Source organism: Actinomadura sp. J1-007, from assembly GCF_009793335.1.
Lineage (GTDB): Bacteria > Actinomycetota > Actinomycetes > Streptosporangiales > Streptosporangiaceae > Spirillospora > Spirillospora yumaensis.
Genome location: NZ_WING01000001.1, coordinates 4,928,861 through 4,944,741, shown reverse-complemented (window position 1 = coordinate 4,944,741; position 15,881 = coordinate 4,928,861). Strand labels below are relative to the sequence as shown.

The 15,881-nt window shown below is 73.5% G+C and carries 12 protein-coding genes; 5 read left to right on the top strand and 7 right to left on the bottom strand.

Translation table 11 applies throughout. The features are described 5' to 3' along the window. Positions 1–102 precede the first annotated feature (102 nt). From GEV43_RS22500 to GEV43_RS22490, 3 genes are all read left to right on the top strand, one after another. Entirely contained in the window at positions 103–1,350 is a 1,248-nt protein-coding gene (locus GEV43_RS22500; RefSeq protein WP_309239776.1) for an ABC transporter substrate-binding protein, read from the top strand. Positions 1,351–1,466: 116 nt separating this feature from the next. Then, the gene (locus GEV43_RS22495) at positions 1,467–2,204 is read left to right on the top strand and encodes a DUF5701 family protein (RefSeq protein ID WP_309239775.1); all 738 of its coding nucleotides are present in this window, start codon (positions 1,467–1,469) and stop codon (positions 2,202–2,204) included. A gap of 332 nt (positions 2,205–2,536) precedes the next feature. Further along, on the top strand, positions 2,537–4,141 hold the full coding sequence (locus GEV43_RS22490; protein ID WP_160822368.1) for a glycoside hydrolase family 3 protein: 1,605 nt from the start codon (positions 2,537–2,539) through the stop codon (positions 4,139–4,141). Between the two features lie 330 nt (positions 4,142–4,471). On the opposite strand, the gene GEV43_RS22485 is transcribed toward GEV43_RS22490, so the two are convergent. The 6 genes from GEV43_RS22485 to GEV43_RS22460 form a co-directional block, all read right to left on the bottom strand. Continuing rightward, a complete protein-coding gene (locus tag GEV43_RS22485) occupies positions 4,472–4,723 on the bottom strand; it encodes a hypothetical protein (RefSeq protein ID WP_160822367.1) in 252 nt (83 codons plus the stop codon). 31 nt (positions 4,724–4,754) lie between these two features. Continuing rightward, positions 4,755–6,284, bottom strand: a complete 1,530-nt coding sequence (locus GEV43_RS22480) for a serine/threonine-protein kinase (RefSeq protein ID WP_160822366.1) — start codon at positions 6,282–6,284, stop codon at positions 4,755–4,757. Between the two features lie 74 nt (positions 6,285–6,358). Continuing rightward, positions 6,359–7,366, bottom strand: coding sequence for a family 2 encapsulin nanocompartment cargo protein polyprenyl transferase (locus tag GEV43_RS22475; protein ID WP_160822365.1), 1,008 nt, complete (start codon positions 7,364–7,366; stop codon positions 6,359–6,361). A gap of 14 nt (positions 7,367–7,380) precedes the next feature. After that, the gene (locus tag GEV43_RS22470) at positions 7,381–8,751 is read right to left on the bottom strand and encodes a family 2B encapsulin nanocompartment shell protein (RefSeq protein ID WP_160822364.1); all 1,371 of its coding nucleotides are present in this window, start codon (positions 8,749–8,751) and stop codon (positions 7,381–7,383) included. Next, positions 8,748–11,237: a germacradienol/geosmin synthase gene (locus tag GEV43_RS22465; protein WP_160822363.1), complete on the bottom strand. Its 2,490-nt coding sequence runs from the start codon at positions 11,235–11,237 to the stop codon at positions 8,748–8,750. The genes GEV43_RS22470 and GEV43_RS22465 overlap by 4 nt, the downstream gene beginning before the upstream one ends. Beyond that, positions 11,237–12,622, bottom strand: a complete 1,386-nt coding sequence (locus GEV43_RS22460; protein WP_309240029.1) for a family 2B encapsulin nanocompartment shell protein — start codon at positions 12,620–12,622, stop codon at positions 11,237–11,239. Before GEV43_RS22460 ends, GEV43_RS22465 begins: the two co-directional genes overlap by 1 nt. Before the next feature lie 262 nt (positions 12,623–12,884). Here GEV43_RS22460 and GEV43_RS22455 point away from each other — a divergent pair, with 262 nt between their 5' ends. Together GEV43_RS22455 and GEV43_RS22450 are read left to right on the top strand one after the other, a co-directional pair. Next, positions 12,885–14,030, top strand: coding sequence for an epoxide hydrolase family protein (locus GEV43_RS22455; RefSeq protein ID WP_160822362.1), 1,146 nt, complete (start codon positions 12,885–12,887; stop codon positions 14,028–14,030). A 266-nt stretch (positions 14,031–14,296) separates the two neighbouring features. Next, entirely contained in the window at positions 14,297–14,440 is a 144-nt protein-coding gene (locus tag GEV43_RS22450; protein ID WP_160822361.1) for a hypothetical protein, read from the top strand. Positions 14,441–14,459: 19 nt separating this feature from the next. Here the strand turns inward: GEV43_RS22450 and GEV43_RS22445 are convergent, their stop codons facing one another. After that, the gene (locus GEV43_RS22445; RefSeq protein ID WP_160822360.1) at positions 14,460–15,857 is read right to left on the bottom strand and encodes an MFS transporter; all 1,398 of its coding nucleotides are present in this window, start codon (positions 15,855–15,857) and stop codon (positions 14,460–14,462) included. Between the last annotated feature and the right edge of the window lie 24 nt (positions 15,858–15,881).

Below are 15,881 nucleotides of genomic sequence, written 5' to 3'. Positions count from 1 at the left end.
ACGCAGGAGAGCCTAGGACGGACGCGGACGTGTGTCGACAGTTTCCTGATCATCACGGTTTGTGTCCACTCGGGCCTTCCGGACCCTCTACGATCGGCTAGCGTGATCTTTGGAACCCCGTCCGTGACGACGTCCCGCCCCCGCCGTTCGTTCCGCGCGCCGTTCCGCCCGTCCCGCGTGTCCCGCGCGGGTGCGGCCGCCGCCGCGCTGGCCGTGCTCGCCGCCGCGACCGCGTGCGGCGGGGACGGCTCCGGCAAGGCGGCGGCGCTGCCGAACGTCCCGATGCAGCAGGACGTCGGCGCGTCGGAGGGCAGGCTGAAGCTCGTCATCTGGGCCGGGTACGCCGAGAACGGCTCCAACGACAAGAAGGTCGACTGGGTCACGCCGTTCACCCGGGCGACCGGCTGCAAGGTCGAGGCCAAGGTCGCCGACACGTCCGACGCGATGGTCGAGCTGATGAAGACCGGCCAGTACGACGGGGTGTCGGCGTCCGGCGACGCGAGCCTGCGGCTGGTCTACGGCGGCACGGTCGCGCCGGTCAACACCGGCCTGGTCAAGGGGTACGCCGACGTCGCGCCGTTCCTGAAGAACCAGCCGTACAACTCGGCGCGCGGGCAGATGTACGGGGTGCCGCACGGCTACGGCGCCAACATGCTGATGTACCGCACCGACAAGATGCCGCAGCGCCCGACGTCGTGGAACGTGGTGTGGGACAAGGACTCCCCCGCCGCCGGGCACGTGGTCGCGTACGACTCGCCGATCTACATCGCCGACGCCGCGCTCTACCTGAAGACGCACCGGCCGGACCTGAAGATCAAGGACGTCTACGCGCTGGACGACGACCAGTTCCAGGCCGCGGTGGACCTGCTCAAGCAGCAGCGGCCGAACGTCAACCAGTACTGGGCGAGCTACACCGACGAGCTCCAGTCGTTCAAGAGCGCCAACAACTACGCGGGCACGGCCTGGCAGGTGACCGCCAACCTGGCGCTGGCCGAGAAGGCGCCGGTCGCGACCACGATCCCGGCCGAGGGCGCGACGGGCTGGTCGGACACCTGGATGATCTCCTCGCGGGCGCAGCATCCGAACTGCATGTACAAGTGGATGAACTGGATCACCACGCCGCGGGTGCAGGCGCAGGTCGCGCAGTGGTTCGGCGAGGCGCCGGCCGTCCCGAAGGCGTGCCGGTACACCGAGAAGGGCTTCTGCGCCACGTTCCACGTGGGCGACCCGGCGTTCTACAAGCGGCTGGCGTTCTGGCGGACGCCGACGGCCGACTGCGGTGACGGCCGGGGCAACGACTGCGTCGAGTACAGCCGCTGGGCGCGGGCCTGGACCCAGATCAAGGGCTGAGCTCTCCGCCAGGGCCGGGGCCGGACGGGTTTTTCTCCGGAACGGGAATGGGCCGCGTAACTCCGTACGTTGTATGGAGTTACATCGCCCCGCACCCCGACAGAGAGGCCCGCCACGTGACGCCCACCCCGTCCGGCCCGTCCACGCCCGCGACCTCGCCCGCGCCCGCCCGCGCCGTTCCGCACGCGGTGCCGTACGAGGCGCCGGAGGCGTTCGACGCGGGCATGGAGTTCGACCGGCAGGTCCTCAACCTGCTCGACCTGCGCTACCACCGGACCGCCGGGATGAGCGCCGAGTCGTTCACCGCGCTGCTCGCCCCGCTGCGCGCGGCCGTCACCGCCCGCGCCGACGGGATGGCGCCGCCCGAGGACGGCCGCGTCCCGTTCGTGCTGGTCGTGACGCGCGAACTGATGCCGCCCGCGGAGGGCATCGCGCTGACCGCGCTCGACGGCCGCCGCGAGCCCGGCGTCGTCGACCGCCACTACGCCGAGGGCGACCTCGAACGGTTCGTCACGACCGAGGAGGTCGGGCAGCCGGACGCGCCCGCGTACGTGCTGTTCGGCGTCGAACGGGGCGAGGAGTTCTGCGGCGAGGTCCCGAACGACGCGTTGGCCGTGATCGCCGGTCGCGGCCGTACCCCGCTCACCATCGAGGAGGGCATCGCGCTCGTCACCCACCATCCGTCCGTGCTCGCCAAGAACAAGTGCTTCTCGCTCGGCGGCTCGCGCTGCGGCGACCGGCGCGTCCCCGCCATCTGGATCAGCCGGAAGGCGCCGAAGCTCGGCTGGTGCTGGGCGGGCAACCCGCACACCTGGCTCGGCGTGGCGAGCGCCGCCCACCGCGCCGCCGCCTGACCGCGCCCGCCCTCGCCCCGTTCCGTCCCAGCGGCGCCGGGCGAGGGCGGCGCCTGACCGCCGGTCCACACGGTGACCTGGGGCGCGCCGCGCGCGCCCGCCGGGAGCGGCCGTACTGTCAAGATCTTCCATTGACTCCCCGCGCGGCGCCCAGTGGTCTAGACCAGAAGTGAAACCGAGCGAGGAGGCAGGATGAGACGACGCCGCAGCACCGCCGTTTCCACCGTCGTGGCCGCCGCCCTGGGCCTGTCGCTGGCCCCGCCGCGCACGCCTCGGCGGCGGCCCCGGCCCGGCCCGCGCGCGGCTGCGACCCCGACGCCCACCTCGCGCGGATGACCGACGCGGAGAAGGTCGGCCAGCTCGTCATGGCCGTCACCCACGACGGCCCGGACGGGATGCCGAACGAGGAGACGCGCCGCTCGCTCCAGGATCTGAAGATCGGGTCGGTCATCACGTCCGAGCCGCGCACGCCCGGCCTCGCCGCGCGCTACTCCAACCAGGTGCAGCGCTGGGCGCGGGCGACGCGGCTCGGGCTGCCGCTGCTGGTCTCGGGCGACTTCGAGTTCGGGACGACGCACAACGTGCGCGAGGGGACGACCCCGCTGCCGAACGCGATGGGCCTCGGGGCGGCCCGCGATCCGGGCCTCGCCCGCGACGCCGCGCGCATCACCGCGGCCGAGGCGCGCGCCATGGGCTTCCAGTGGAACTACGCGCCGGTCGCCGACGTCAACACCAACCCGCGCAACCCGATCATCGGCGTCCGGTCGTTCGGCGCGGACACCGGCCTGGTGGGCACGCTCGCCGCCGCGCAGGTCCGCGCGTACCGGGACGCCGGGATCATCGCGACGCCCAAGCACTTCCCCGGGCACGGCGACACCGAGACCGACAGCCACACCGGGCTGCCGAGCGTGGCCTACGACCGGGCCACGCTGGACCGCGTGCACCTGCCGCCGTTCCGCGCCGCGATCGGCGCCGGCGCGGACGCGCTGATGACCGCGCACGTCATCGTCAAGTCCGTCGACCCCGACCTGCCCGCGACGCTGTCGTCCAAGGTCCTGAACGGGGTGCTGCGCGGCGACCTCGGCTTCAAGGGCCTCATCGTCACCGACGCGATGGACATGGACGCGATCGCCAAGAACTGGGGCACCCGCGAGGCCACGGTGATGGCGGTGAAGGCCGGAGCGGACGTCATCATGTCCACCGGCGCGTACGAGACGCACGTGGACGCCGTGGACGCCCTGCTCGACGCGCTGCGCTCCGGCGAGCTGCCCCGCGCCCGCGTGGACGAGTCGGCGCGCCGCGTCCTCGCGCTCAAGTGCGGGTCGGGCGTCTTCCGGCACCGCTACGTGGACCCGGAGGCGGCCGAACGGCTCGCGGGCAACGCCGCGTTCCTGCGCAAGGCCGACCGGATGGGCGTCGCCGCGACCACCCTCGTCCGCAACGAGGGCCGCGTGCTGCCGTTCGACCCGAAGTCGGGCGCGCGGACGCTGGTCGCCGCGGCGGTGCAGGCGCCGCAGTTCGCGCAGGCGGTGGACGGCGCGTCCGCCGGGCCGGTGACGGCCTGGCAGCCGGCCACGCCCGACCCGACCGACGCCGAGATCGCCGACGCGGTCGCGAAGGCCCGGGACGCCGACCGGATCCTGGTCGCGACGTTCTCCTCCGGCGCCCTGCCCGCCGGGCAGGCGAAGCTGGTCCGCGCGCTCCAGGCCACCGGCAAGCCGCTCGCGGCCGTCGCGACGGGCCTGCCGTACGACCTGACGTCGTACCCGGACGTGCGCGCGTACGTGGCGAACTACGCGACGACCGCCCGCACGCAGCGCTTCAACATGACCCAGTACCGCGCGACCGCGGAGGTCCTGTTCGGCCGCCAGCCGGGCGGACGGCTCCCGGCGGCGATCGGCGACCTGTACCCGTACGGCCACGGGCTCCGCTACTAGGACCGGCGCGGCCTTACCTCATGCTCCAGGTGTACGTGCCCGGAGGGTGACTGCGCCGCACGGCGAAGGTCGGGTGCCGTCCCGAGGGGGATGAACGGGGTGGCCGTCCCAGGCCAGGATGAATCAGGCCGAACGGGACGGCCCACCCCCGTCCGCCGACGAAGGGAACCACCATGACCGCCCAGACCCGCACGAGGACCAGAATCCGACGGCGCCCCTCCGCACGCCGCAGACGCCACGACGCCCTGGACCTGCGCACCCCGTCGGGCCGCCCGCTCGCCTACTGACCATCCCGAGCCCCCGCCGCCGGGGGCTCGGGCGCGGGTACGCCTAGGGCCAGCGGTAGGCGGCGCCCCGCGTCGGGACGTGGTACGGCAGGTAGCACATCGTCGTCACGTGCTCGTCCTTGCAGGTCAGGCAGAGGTAGGTGCGGTGCCCGCGCAGGCCCCGGCCGCGCGCGGCGCAGGGCGGGCACACGCACGGCGACCATCCCACGATGACGCGCCCCGGCTCCAGCCGGTGCCCGCGCGGGCACAGGAACGGCACGTGTTCGCGGGTCGCGCCCGCCCGTTTCGCCTGCACGACCCACCACCCTACTCGAACGTATGATCGACTAGCGCAGGGCGTAGCAGTAGTTCGACCTGCCCTTGAAGTAGTGCCGCGCGCGGGGGTCGGAGAAGCGCCACCGGCAGCCCTGGTCGCGCTGCGCGGCGTTCAGGAGCATCGTCCCGCCCTTGCGCTTCACGCAGTACGCGCCGGGCTTCGGCGTCTCCCGGTACTCGACCCACTCCCAGCCGAGCTTGACGCAGTACGCGCTGAAGTGGCCGGGCCCGAGTTCGACGCGGCGCGCGGGGGCCGAGCTCTTCGGCTTGCGGGACGGCGCGGGCCGCGACGGGGACCCGGACGGCGCCGAAGGCCGGGCCGACGACGGTCCCGGCCGCGCGGACGCCGACCGCTTCCCGGCCGCGCTGTCGTGCCCGCCGCTCGGGCTCGACGACACCGCCGTCACCCCGCTCGCCGAGGGCGCGCGGTCGTCGGCGGACGACCCGCCGCCCGACCGCGTCATCACCACGGCCACCGTCCCCGCGACGGCCAGCACCCCCACGCTCGCGAGGGCGACCGGCAGCGCCTTGCGCCTCCGTTCCGGCGCGGGCACGGGCGGGGCCGCGGGCGGGGGCATCGAGACCGGCGGAAGGGTCGTGGCCTCCCGCGCGGGCTCCGGAACGGGTGGCACCACCGGGCCCGGAGCCGGAGCGGGGTCCGGGGCCGGAGCGGGGTCCGGGGCCGGAGCCGAGCCCGGGGCGTGGTCCGGGGCGGGCGGCAGGGTGGCGGACTCGGCCGCCGACTCCGAACGGCGCACCAGCCGGTCGAGGACCCGCTGCGCCGTCGGACGCCGCGCCGGGTCCTTCGCCAGGCACTCCGCGAGCAGCCCGCGCAGCGGCTCCTCCACGCCGTCCAGCGCCGGCTCCTCGTGCGCGATCCGGTTCAGCACGATCGGGATGGACTCGTTGCCGAACGGGGGCCGTCCCGTCGCCGCGAACACCATCGTCGACGCCCACGCGAACACGTCCACCGCCGGGCCGAGCCCGCCCGGCTGGAGCTGCTCGGGCGCCATGTACGCGGGCGTCCCGACCGCGCTGCTCACCATCGTCTGCGCGCCGCTGAGCGCGCGGGCGATGCCGAAGTCGATCACGCGCGGGCCGTCCGTGCCGAGCAGGACGTTCTGCGGCTTGAAGTCGCGGTGCACGATCCCGGCGTCGTGCAGCGCGACGAGCGCGGTGGCCGTCGCGACCGCGAGCCGGTCGAGGGCGCTGCCGCGCCTCGGCCCCCCGGCGCGGACCACGTGGTGCAGCGACGGCCCGTCCACGTACTCGCTGACGATGAACGGCCGGTCGCCGAACGTCCCGAAGTCGAGGACCTGCGCGGTGCAGAACCGCGCGACCTGCTTGGCGGCCTGGAGCTCGCGGCCGAACGTCGCGCCGGTGATCCGCGTGTGGAACAGCTTGACCGCCGCCGGTTCGCCGGTCTCCTCGTCGCGGGCCAGGTAGACCACGCCCTGGCCGCCCTCCCCGAGCCGCCCGACGACGCGGCGCCCGCCGAGCCGTTCGGGGTCGGCGGGTTCGAGCGGCTGGAGGTCCGGCACGCCTGCACTATAACGACGCGGACCGCACGGGCACCGGGCGCGCGGTCACGGAACCGCCCGGCGCCCGCGCGGCGTCAGTGGTCGCGCAGCGCGACCAGCTCGGCGAGGGCCTTCAGCTCCTCGGCCGCGGCGGGACGCGGCGCCGCGGCGTCCAGGGCGGTGAGCGCCTCGGCGAGCAGCTCCGCGGCCCGTTCCACCGCCCAGGAACGGCCGCCCGCCGACTCGATGAGCGCGGCGGCGCGCGCGGGCTCGTCGCCGGTGAGCGGCTCGGCGCGCAGGTAGAGCGCCGTGAGCTCGCGCCCGGCGGGCGTGCCGGACCCGAGCGCGGCCACGACCGGCAGCGACTTCTTGCGGCTGCGCAGGTCGTTGTGCACGGGCTTGCCGGTGACGGCCGGGTCGCCCCAGATGCCGAGCAGGTCGTCGACGAGCTGGAACGCGAGCCCGAGCCGTTCGCCGAACGCCCGCAGGTGCCCGACCCGCGCGTCCGTCCCGCCGCCGTACACCGCGCCGAGCGCGCACGCGGCGCCGATCAGCGCGCCGGTCTTGCGCCGGGCCATCTCCAGGCACTCGGGCAGCGTCACGTCCGACCGCTCCTCGAACGACATGTCGGAGCTCTGCCCCTCGGTCAGGTCGAGGACCGCCGTGCTCAGCGTGCGGAACGCGGCGGGCCGGTGGTCTTCGGCGAGGATCTCGAACGCGCACGCCAGCATCGCGTCGCCCGCGAGGATCGCCGCGTTCGTGCCGAACACGCTCCACACCGTCGGCCGGTGCCTGCGGGTGAGGTCGCCGTCCATGACGTCGTCGTGCAGGAGCGAGAAGTTGTGCGCCAGCTCGACCGCGACCGCCGCCCGGACCGCGTCCGGCGCGGACCCGCCGACGGCCTCGGCGGCGAGCAGGGTGAGCGTCGGCCTGATCGCCTTGCCGCCGCCGCGCCCGTCCTGCCAGCCGAAGTGGTACGCGCCGATGCGCCGCATCGACTCGGGCAGCCCGTCCACCGCCCGGCGGAGCGCGGGCTCGACGAGCCCGCGGCTCCAGGTCAGGACCTCCTGCGCCGAACGGGCCGTGCCCGGGGCCGCCGCCATGTTCCCCCCTCGCCTCAACGCGCGATCTCCACGTTCTCCAGGACGCCGACCGCGTCGGGGACGAGGATCGCGGCGGAGTAGTAGGCGCTGACGAGGTAGGACAGGATCGCCTTCTCGCTCACGCCCTTGAACCGCACCGACAGGCCCGGCCGGACCTCGTCCGGGATGCCGGTCTGGTGCAGGCCGACGACGCCCTGGTCGTCCACGCCCGTGCGCATCACCAGGATCGAGCTGGTGCCGGTCGGGGTGACCGGGATCTTGTCGCACGGGAAGATCGGCACGCCGCGCCACGCCTGCACGCACCGCCCGTGCGCCTGGACGGTGCCGGGGTAGACGCCGCGCCGCGTGCACTCGCGGCCGAACGCGGCGATCGTCTTCGGATGGGCCAGGAAGAACCGCGACTTGCGGCGCCGGCACAGCAGGTCGTCCAGGTCGGCCGGGGTGGGCGGGCCCCCGGAGGTCTGGATGCGCTGCCGCAGGTCGGCGTTGTGCAGCAGGCCGAAGTCGCGGTTGTTGACCAGCTCGTGCTCCTGCCGCTCGCGGATCTCCTCGATGGTCAGCCGGAGCTGCTGCTCGATCTGGTCCATCGGCTCGTTGTAGAGGTCGGCGACGCGGGTGTGGACGCGCAGCACCGTCTGGGTGACGGCGAGCCCGTACTCGCGCGGCGAGCCCTCGTAGTCCACGAACGTGCCGGGCAGGTCGGCCTCGCCCTCGTGCCCGGCGGACAGGTCGATCGCGGCCTCCCCCTTCGGGTTGCGCGGCGGCTCGGGAGCCGTCCGGTACTCCTCCAGGTGCGTGCGGAGCGCCTCGGACCGGTCGGTCAGCTCGGCGATCGCCTCCTGGGAGAGCGTCAGCACCGTGCAGGGCGTGAGGGCCCGTACGGAGCGGTCCCACTCCTCGGACCCGCCGAGCAGCGCCCGGTCGCCGAAGAAGTCGCCGTCGGCGCGCACGCCGAGGCGGGTCTCGCCGCCGTACGCGCCGGCGCCGATCTCGGCGACCTTGCCGTGCGCGATGAGGTAGAGCTGGTCGAGGGGACGGCCCCGCTCGACGATCACGTCGCCCGGCGCGTACTCCCGCTGGGTGAACCGGTCGGCGATGCCTTCCAGCACCTCGGGATCGTCCAGGTGCCGCAGCGGGGGCAGCTCCGCCAGCTCCGGCGGGACGACCCGCACCTCCGCCCCGGTGTTGACGAACGTCAGGCGCCCGTCGCCGAGCTGGAACGTCAGGCGGCGGTTCACCCGGTAGGTCCCGGCGTGCGCCTCCACCCAGGGCAGCAGCCGCAGCAGCCACCGCGGCGTGATGCTCTGCATCTGCGGTACGGACTTGGTGGTGGTCGCGAGGTTGCGCGCCGCCGCCGTACCAAGGCTCAACCGCTGTTCCGTCATGAGCTGCGACCTCCCGGCGTTACTGCGTGGACGGCTGCGTCGCCGGCCCCGCGCGCGGGCCCGTTGACGCTGGTGTGGACGGCCGCCTGGGCGGCCGGGGACGAGACGACGCGCGGCGGGCCGACGCGCGCGGCGGACGTGCCGAGCCCGGTGGGCCCGTCGAGCACGCGCCGCAGCGCCCCGCCGAACGGCCGCCCGTCCGGAACGCGACGCGCCGGGGCGGAGGCCGCGGGCGGGGGCGCGGGCGGGGTCGCGGAACGGGGCGGGTGGTAGCGGCCCGACTTCGCGGCCCAGTGGGTCTCTCCGGCCATCCAGCTCCGCAGGCCCTGGACGTACCGGTCGATCCGCTCGCGCGCGGCCGGGCCGAGGTCGTGCTCGTCCGCGAGCGCGGGCAGGTCGTCGTGGACGACGCGTTCGAACTGCCGGATCCGCGCGCCGACCAGGTCGGCGACGATCCCGGCCGCCCGCCGCGCGTCGCAGCCGAGGAAGTGCCGGACGGCGACGACGCCGTTGTTGAGCTCGCCCTCGGCCGCGGTCTCCTTCTCGTACGACACCAGGTCGTTGTGGAGGCCGACGATGTCGGCGTACGCGTCGCCGAGGGCCCGCATGGGCGCGGAGCCGTCGAACGCGGCGGGCAGCCCGGCCGACGTCGCGCCGCGCAGCAGCCGGGCCGAGAAGTCGCCGCCGGTCGTCCTGCGCCGCATCTCGACGTAGTCGACCGGGTCCGGGACGCGTCCCTGGGCGAGGCCCGCCAGCTCCCACAGCCAGCTCTCGACGAGGTCGAGGACGGCCGAGGCGAGCCCGGCGCGGTCGCCGGCCGCCATGCGCGGCGCGGTACGGGCCCAGAGGTCGGCGAGGCCCCGTTCGACGGGGTCGGCGGGGTCGGGCGGCGGCGACGCGTCCGCCGGCATGAACTCCGCGAGCCGCGCGACGAGCGCCTTGGCGCCCGCCAGGTCGCGGGGCCGCTTGTAGCGCTCCACGAACAGGTCGTCGAGGTGGAAGCCCCACAGGTGCCAGTCGTTGACCAGCTCCAGCTCGGGAGTGCGCAGGTCGGGATGGGTCAGCGCGGCGAACAGCCCGTAGTCGGCCGCGTCGAACGCGGCCTCGTCCCAGACGCCCGTGCCGAACAGGCCCATCTCGCGCGCCCACTCCTTGCCGTGCGCGCGGACCGCGCGGACGCGGGGGTTCAGGCGCGGCTCGTACGGCAGCGACACCTCGGGCACCGTGAACGGCTCGCCCGCGTCCGCCCCTGGCTCGGCGGGATGCCCGCCGGAGCGGGCGAGCGAGCGGAACCGCGTCATCGCCGCCGTGCCGAGGCCCGGACCGGACGTGCCCGCGGGCAGGAGCCGCGCGAGCCCGGAGCCGTTCGCCGCCGGGTTGCGGTCGGCGGCGGCCTCCTCGTTCATGTAGCGGCTGGAGCGCAGGTGCCACTGGTGGCCGCCCGCCTGCCAGTCCTGGAGGCCCTTGACGTAGGCGAGGACGTCGCCGCGCGCGGCGAGGCTCAGGCCGCGCTCCTCGAACAGCGCGGGCAGCTCGGTGAGGGCGGTGTTCTCGAACTGCCGGAGCCGCGAGGTCAGCAGGTCGTTGGTGATGTCGGCGGCCCGCTGCGGGCCGACGTCGAAGAACCGCTCCATCACCAGCACGCCGTTGTTGACCTCGCCCTCCTGCTCGGTCTCGCGCTGGTAGGAGAAGATGTCGTTGCGCAGGTGGACGGCGTCGGAGAACGTGTCGCGCAGCACGCGCAGGGGCCGCGTCCCGGCCACCTCCGCCGGGACCTCGGCCCCCGTCGCGACCTCCACCAGGCCCGCCGACCAGGGCGCGCCGCCGACCTTGCGGCGCATCTCGACGTAGTCGACCGGGTTGGGCACCCGGCCCTCGTTGATGTTGGCCAGCTCCCAGAGCGACTCCTGGAGCAGGTTGAGGGTGCTCTCGGCGAACCGTTCGCGCCACGCCCGCGACATCAGCGGAACGGTGCGCGCCCACAGGTCGGCGAGCCCCCGCTCGACCGGGTTGCGGGGCTCGGGAGCGGGCCCGTCCGCGCCGCCGGGCCCGCCCCCCTCCCCGTCCGCGCCCGTGCCGACCGGCATGAACGCGGGCAGCCTCGCCAGGTACTCCCGCGCGCCCGCCATGTCGCCGGTGCGCTTGTAGGTGTCGAGGAAGTGGTCGTCGAAGTAGAAGACCCAGACGTACCAGTCGTTGACCAGGTCCAGGATCGGCGCGGGGGCGTCGGGGTGGGTGTAGGCGGTGAGCAGGGCGTAGTCGTGGGCGTCGTAGTCGGCCTCGTCCCAGATCAGGGGGCCGGACGGGTCGCCGCCGAGGATGCCCGTCGCGTGCGCCCACGCGCGGGAGTGGTCGCGGGTGCCTTCGAGGTGCGGGTTGAGCCGGGCGGGATGCGGGGTGTAGAAGGCGGGAAGGTCGTACGGCCTCGCGGAGGCGGTCCCGCGGTCCCCGGGGGTGCCGCCCGCGGAGCCGGTGGGCGGTCGCACTACGCCGCTCCTCCGTGCGCGATCTCGACGCTCTCCAGGATCGCGAGCGCGTCGGGCACGAGGACGGCCGCCGAGTAGTAGGCGCTGACCAGGTACGAGATGATCGCCTTCTCGTCGATGCCCATGAACCGGACCGACAGGCCGGGCTGGACCTCGTCCGGGATGCCGATCTGGTGCAGGCCGATGACGCCCTGCGCGGCCTCGCCGGTGCGCATCAGCAGCACCGAGCTGGTCAGGGTCGGGCTGATCGGGATCTTGTTGCACGGGAAGATCGGCACGCCGCGCCAGGCGGGGACCTGGTTGCCGTTGACGTCGACGTTGCCGGGGTAGACGCCGCGCGCGCTGCACTCGCGGCCGAACGCCGCGATCGTCTTCGGGTGCGCGAGGAAGAACGCCGGGTCCTTCCAGACCAGGGTGAGCAGCTCGTCCATGTCGTCGGGCGTCGGGGGGCCGGACCGGGTGTGCAGGCGCTGGGTGAGGTCGGCGTTGTGCAGCAGCCCGAAGCCGCGGTTGTTGACCAGCTCGTGCTCCTGCCGCTCGCGCAGCGCCTCGATGGTCAGCCGGAGCTGCTGCTCGGTCTGGTCCATCGGCTCGTTGTAGAGGTCGGCGACGCGCGAGTGGACGCGCAGCACGGTCTGGGCGACGCTCAGCTCGTACTCGCGGGGGGCGCTCTCGTAGTCGACGAACGTGCCGGGCAGGTCGGGCTCGCCGTCGTGCCCGGACGCCATCTCGATCCTGGCCTCGCCGCCCTCGTCCTGCGGGCGTTCGGGCCGGTCGCGGTAGGCCGCGACGTGGTCGCGCAGCTCGTCGGAGCGGCCGGTCGCCTCGCGGAACTCGGACTCGGGCAGCTCCAGCAGCGTGCACGCCGTCACGGCCTTGATCGTGCGGTCCCACTCGCCCGCGTCGCCGGCGAGGACGTCGGCGCCGAAGAACTGGCCGTCGGCGAGGACGCGCAGGATCGCGTCGTCGCCGTACTCGCCCCGGCCGATCTCGTTGAGCTTGCCGTGCGCGATCAGGTAGACGGTGTCGGCGGGGCGGCCCGCCTCCACGACCACGTCGCCGGGCTCGTACTCGCGCTGGGTGAAGCGGTCGGCGAGGGCGGACAGGACGGGCTCGTCCTCGAAGCCGCGCAGCGGGGGCAGCTCGCCCAGTTCGAGGGGGATGACGCGGACGTCGGCGCCGGTGGTCACGAACGTGACGCGGCCGTCGCCGACGGTGTAGGTGAGGCGGCGGTTGACGCGGTAGGCGCCGCCCGCGGCCTGCACCCACGGCAGCAGCTTGAGGAGCCACCGGGAGGAGATGCCCTGCATCTGGGGGACGGACTTGGTCGTCGTCGCCAGATTGCGCGCCGCCGACGTACCGAGGCTCAACTGCTGTTCCGTCACGATCCACACCACCGATCCGTTGTCTGCTTGACAGAGGCCGCCCTCGGCCGGAGAACTATTTCGAGGGTGAATAGAAAATCGACGAAAAGAGCGCCGGAGTTTGGGAGGCGCCCTGCGCCGATCGCTCCGTGCCGCACCAAAGACATTACCTACGGTAATCACTTGATCGCAACGAGAGAATCGTCTTACCTCTCCATTACCTTGTGACCCACCCGGGATATGGCGGACAGCTTCTGGCCGCTACACCTCCTACGGTGCGGGGATGACCGAAACCACGACCACCGCCGTGCGGCCGTTCACCGTCCGGATCTCCGAGCAGGACCTCCGGGACCTGCGCGAACGCCTCGAACGCACCCGCTGGCCGGACGAGCCGCGCGGCGCCGGATGGTCCTACGGCGTCCGGCGCGACTATGCGCGCGAACTGGCCGACCGCTGGCGGGCGAACTACGACTGGCGCGGGCACGAGGCGGAGCTCAACCGTTTTCCGCAGTTCACGACATCGATCGACGGACAGGACGTGCATTTCCTGCATGTCCGTTCCCCCGAGCCCGGCGCGCTGCCGCTGGTGCTGACGCACGGATGGCCGGGTCCGTACACCGAACTGCTGCCCCTCGTCGGGCCGCTGGCCGACCCGCGGGCGCACGGCGCCGACCCCGCGGACGCGTTCCACGTCGTCGTGCCGTCCATTCCGGGGTTCGGGTTCTCGGGGCCGACGCGGGAGACGGGCTGGGACGTCGCGCGGATCGCGCGGGCGTGGGCGGAGCTGATGGCGCGCCTCGGCTACGAGCGGTACGGCGCGCAGGGCGGCGACTTCGGGTCGCTCATCTCCCCGGAACTCGGCCGGGTGGCGCCCGACCGCGTCGCCGGCGTGCACGTGAACGCGTTGGTCACCGCGCCGCCGGACGACGACCCGGCCGCGCTGGAAGGGCTGGCGGACAAGGATCTCGCGCGGCTCGCGCGCCTGCGGCGATGGCACCAGGAGCTGTCGGGGTACGCGGCGATCCAGAGCACCCGGCCGCAGACGCTCGCGTTCGCCCTGGCCGACTCGCCCGCCGGGCTGCTCGCCTGGTACGCCGACTGGTGGGCGGGCCACGGCGACAAGGTCGGCGCGCTGGACCCGGACGCCCTCCTGACCAACCTCTCGGTGGCGTGGTTCACCGGGACCGCCGCGTCGGCGGCCCGCCTGTACCGCGAGAGCGCGGCGCTGTGGGGCTCACCTCCGCAGCGTTCGGCGGTGCCTGTGGGCGTGGCGGTCTTCGCGGGCGACTCGTCCATCCGGCGGTTCGCCGAGTGCGCGCACGCCGTCGTCCGGTGGACGGAGTTCGACGCGGGCGGGCACTTCGCGGCGATGGAGGCGCCGGACCTGCTGGCCGGGGACGTCCGCGCGTTCTTCCGCCCGCTCCGCTGACCCGCCCGCTCCGCTGACCCGCTCGCCCGTACGCCGCCGGGCCGTCCGCCCGGACGCCTCCGGACGTGACCCGGCGGGCGGGCCGACGACCAGCCGTTTTTACGTTCTTTAAGGTTTCTTCGCAGGTCAATGGGGGTCATTGTGCTGCATATCACCCTGCGGAACGGCGCTCGCCAGGAACGGCCTGCCGCATCCTGGTGTTGCACAGGATGAGCATCGGACCCGGGTCCAGGAAGGACCCGGCCGGACCGGAAGGGAGGCCCCCCATGACCACCGTATGGATCGCACTGCTGATCGAGACCGGTGCCGCCCTCGGGATCTCGGCGTCGCTGGTGGGCTGGGCCCGCCGGTACTTCGCCACCGAGGCCGGCCCCGCCGAAGGGCGGGTCGCCATCGAGACCGCCGAGTAGCCGCCGAGTAGCGGCCGGCTCAGGCACGCGCCCCGGAACCCGCCGGTTCCGGGGCGTTCTCGTGCCCGACCTTCTCGATCGGCACGCGCGCCGTCTCCGGGATGCGCAGGATCGGCACCAGCGCGACCAGCCCGGCGAGCATCAGGTAGAAGGCCGGCACGTAGTTGCTGCCGGTCGCGTCGATCAGCGACCCGACCAGCACCGCGCAGGTGCCGCCGAACAGCGACGTGGAGATGTTGTAGCCGATCGCGAACGCCCCGTACCGCACCTTGGTCGGGAACATCGCCGGGAACGTCGCGCCGACCACCGCCAGCATCAGCACCAGCAGCCCGCCGATGATCGCGTAGCCGACCGCGACGCCCGCCGGGTTGTGCAGCTGCATGAGGGCGAACGCAGGCCAGGCCAGCACGATGTAGCCGATCGCGGCCGTCAGCAGCAGCGGCTTGCGGCCGATCCGGTCCGACAGGTGGCCGAGCGGCAGGATGACCAGGATCATCGCCGCCTCCACCCCGATCGTGATGAGCTGCGAGCTGACGTCGGCCAGGCCCAGGAAGTCGATCAGGTACGACGGCATGAACGTCAGCAGCGTGTAGTCCGCGATGTTCAGCAGGAACACGATCCCGATCAGCATCAGGATGCGCTCCCAGCTGTGCAGCAGCGTCTCCTTGAGCGGCGACTTGGCCTTCTCGCCCGCCTCCTCCATGTTCTGGAACGTCGGGGTGTCCTCGATCTTCTCCCGCACGTACAGGCCGACGAGGCCGAGCGGCAGCGCCACCAGGAACGGGATCCGCCAGCCCCAGTCGTGCATCGCCTCGGACCCGAGGATGAGGTTGATGAGCAGCACCAGCCCGGCGCCCATGATGTAGCCGGACAGCGTGCCGAGTTCGAGGAAGCTGCCGAAGAACCCGCGCCGGTTGGTCGGCGCGTACTCGGCGATCATCGTCGCCGCGCCGCCGTACTCGCCGCCCGTCGAGAACCCCTGGATCAGCCGCACCGCGAGCAGCAGCAGCGGCGCCGCGACGCCGATCGTGTGGTAGCCGGGCAGGATCCCGATGACGAACGTCGAGCCCGACATCAGGATGATCGTGATCGCGAGGACCCGCTTGCGGCCGAGCTTGTCGCCCATCGGCCCGAAGAACAGCCCGCCGAACGGGCGGGCGAGGAACGCGGCGGCGATCAGTGCGAACGAGCGGAGCGTCGCGTTGCCGCCCTCGTCGGGCGGGAAGAACACGGTGCCGACGATCGAGGTCATGACCCCGGCGCTGAACACGCCGAAGTCGAACCACTCGACGCAGTTGCCCATCGCGGACGCGAGGACGGCCTTGCGCACCGACGACTCGTCGGCCTGGTGGTGGGGCGCTCCGTCCGCCGCCGCGGGGACGTCGCCTTCTCCCGGCGGGTCCGCTGCCTGGTTCATCCCACCGTCACCTCCCGGATCTTC

What these genes read in the sequence shown, in the direction of transcription:
- GEV43_RS22490 (WP_160822368.1), top strand. Translation starts at nt 2,537, where the DNA reads ATGACCGACGCGGAGAAGGTCGGCCAGCTCGTCATGGCCGTCACCCAC.
- GEV43_RS22475 (WP_160822365.1), bottom strand. Translation starts at nt 7,366, where the DNA reads ATGGCGGCGGCCCCGGGCACGGCCCGTTCGGCGCAGGAGGTCCTGACC.
- GEV43_RS22470 (WP_160822364.1), bottom strand. Translation starts at nt 8,751, where the DNA reads ATGACGGAACAGCGGTTGAGCCTTGGTACGGCGGCGGCGCGCAACCTC.
- GEV43_RS22455 (WP_160822362.1), top strand. Translation starts at nt 12,885, where the DNA reads ATGACCGAAACCACGACCACCGCCGTGCGGCCGTTCACCGTCCGGATC.
- GEV43_RS22450 (WP_160822361.1), top strand. Translation starts at nt 14,297, where the DNA reads ATGACCACCGTATGGATCGCACTGCTGATCGAGACCGGTGCCGCCCTC.
- GEV43_RS22445 (WP_160822360.1), bottom strand. Translation starts at nt 15,857, where the DNA reads ATGAACCAGGCAGCGGACCCGCCGGGAGAAGGCGACGTCCCCGCGGCG.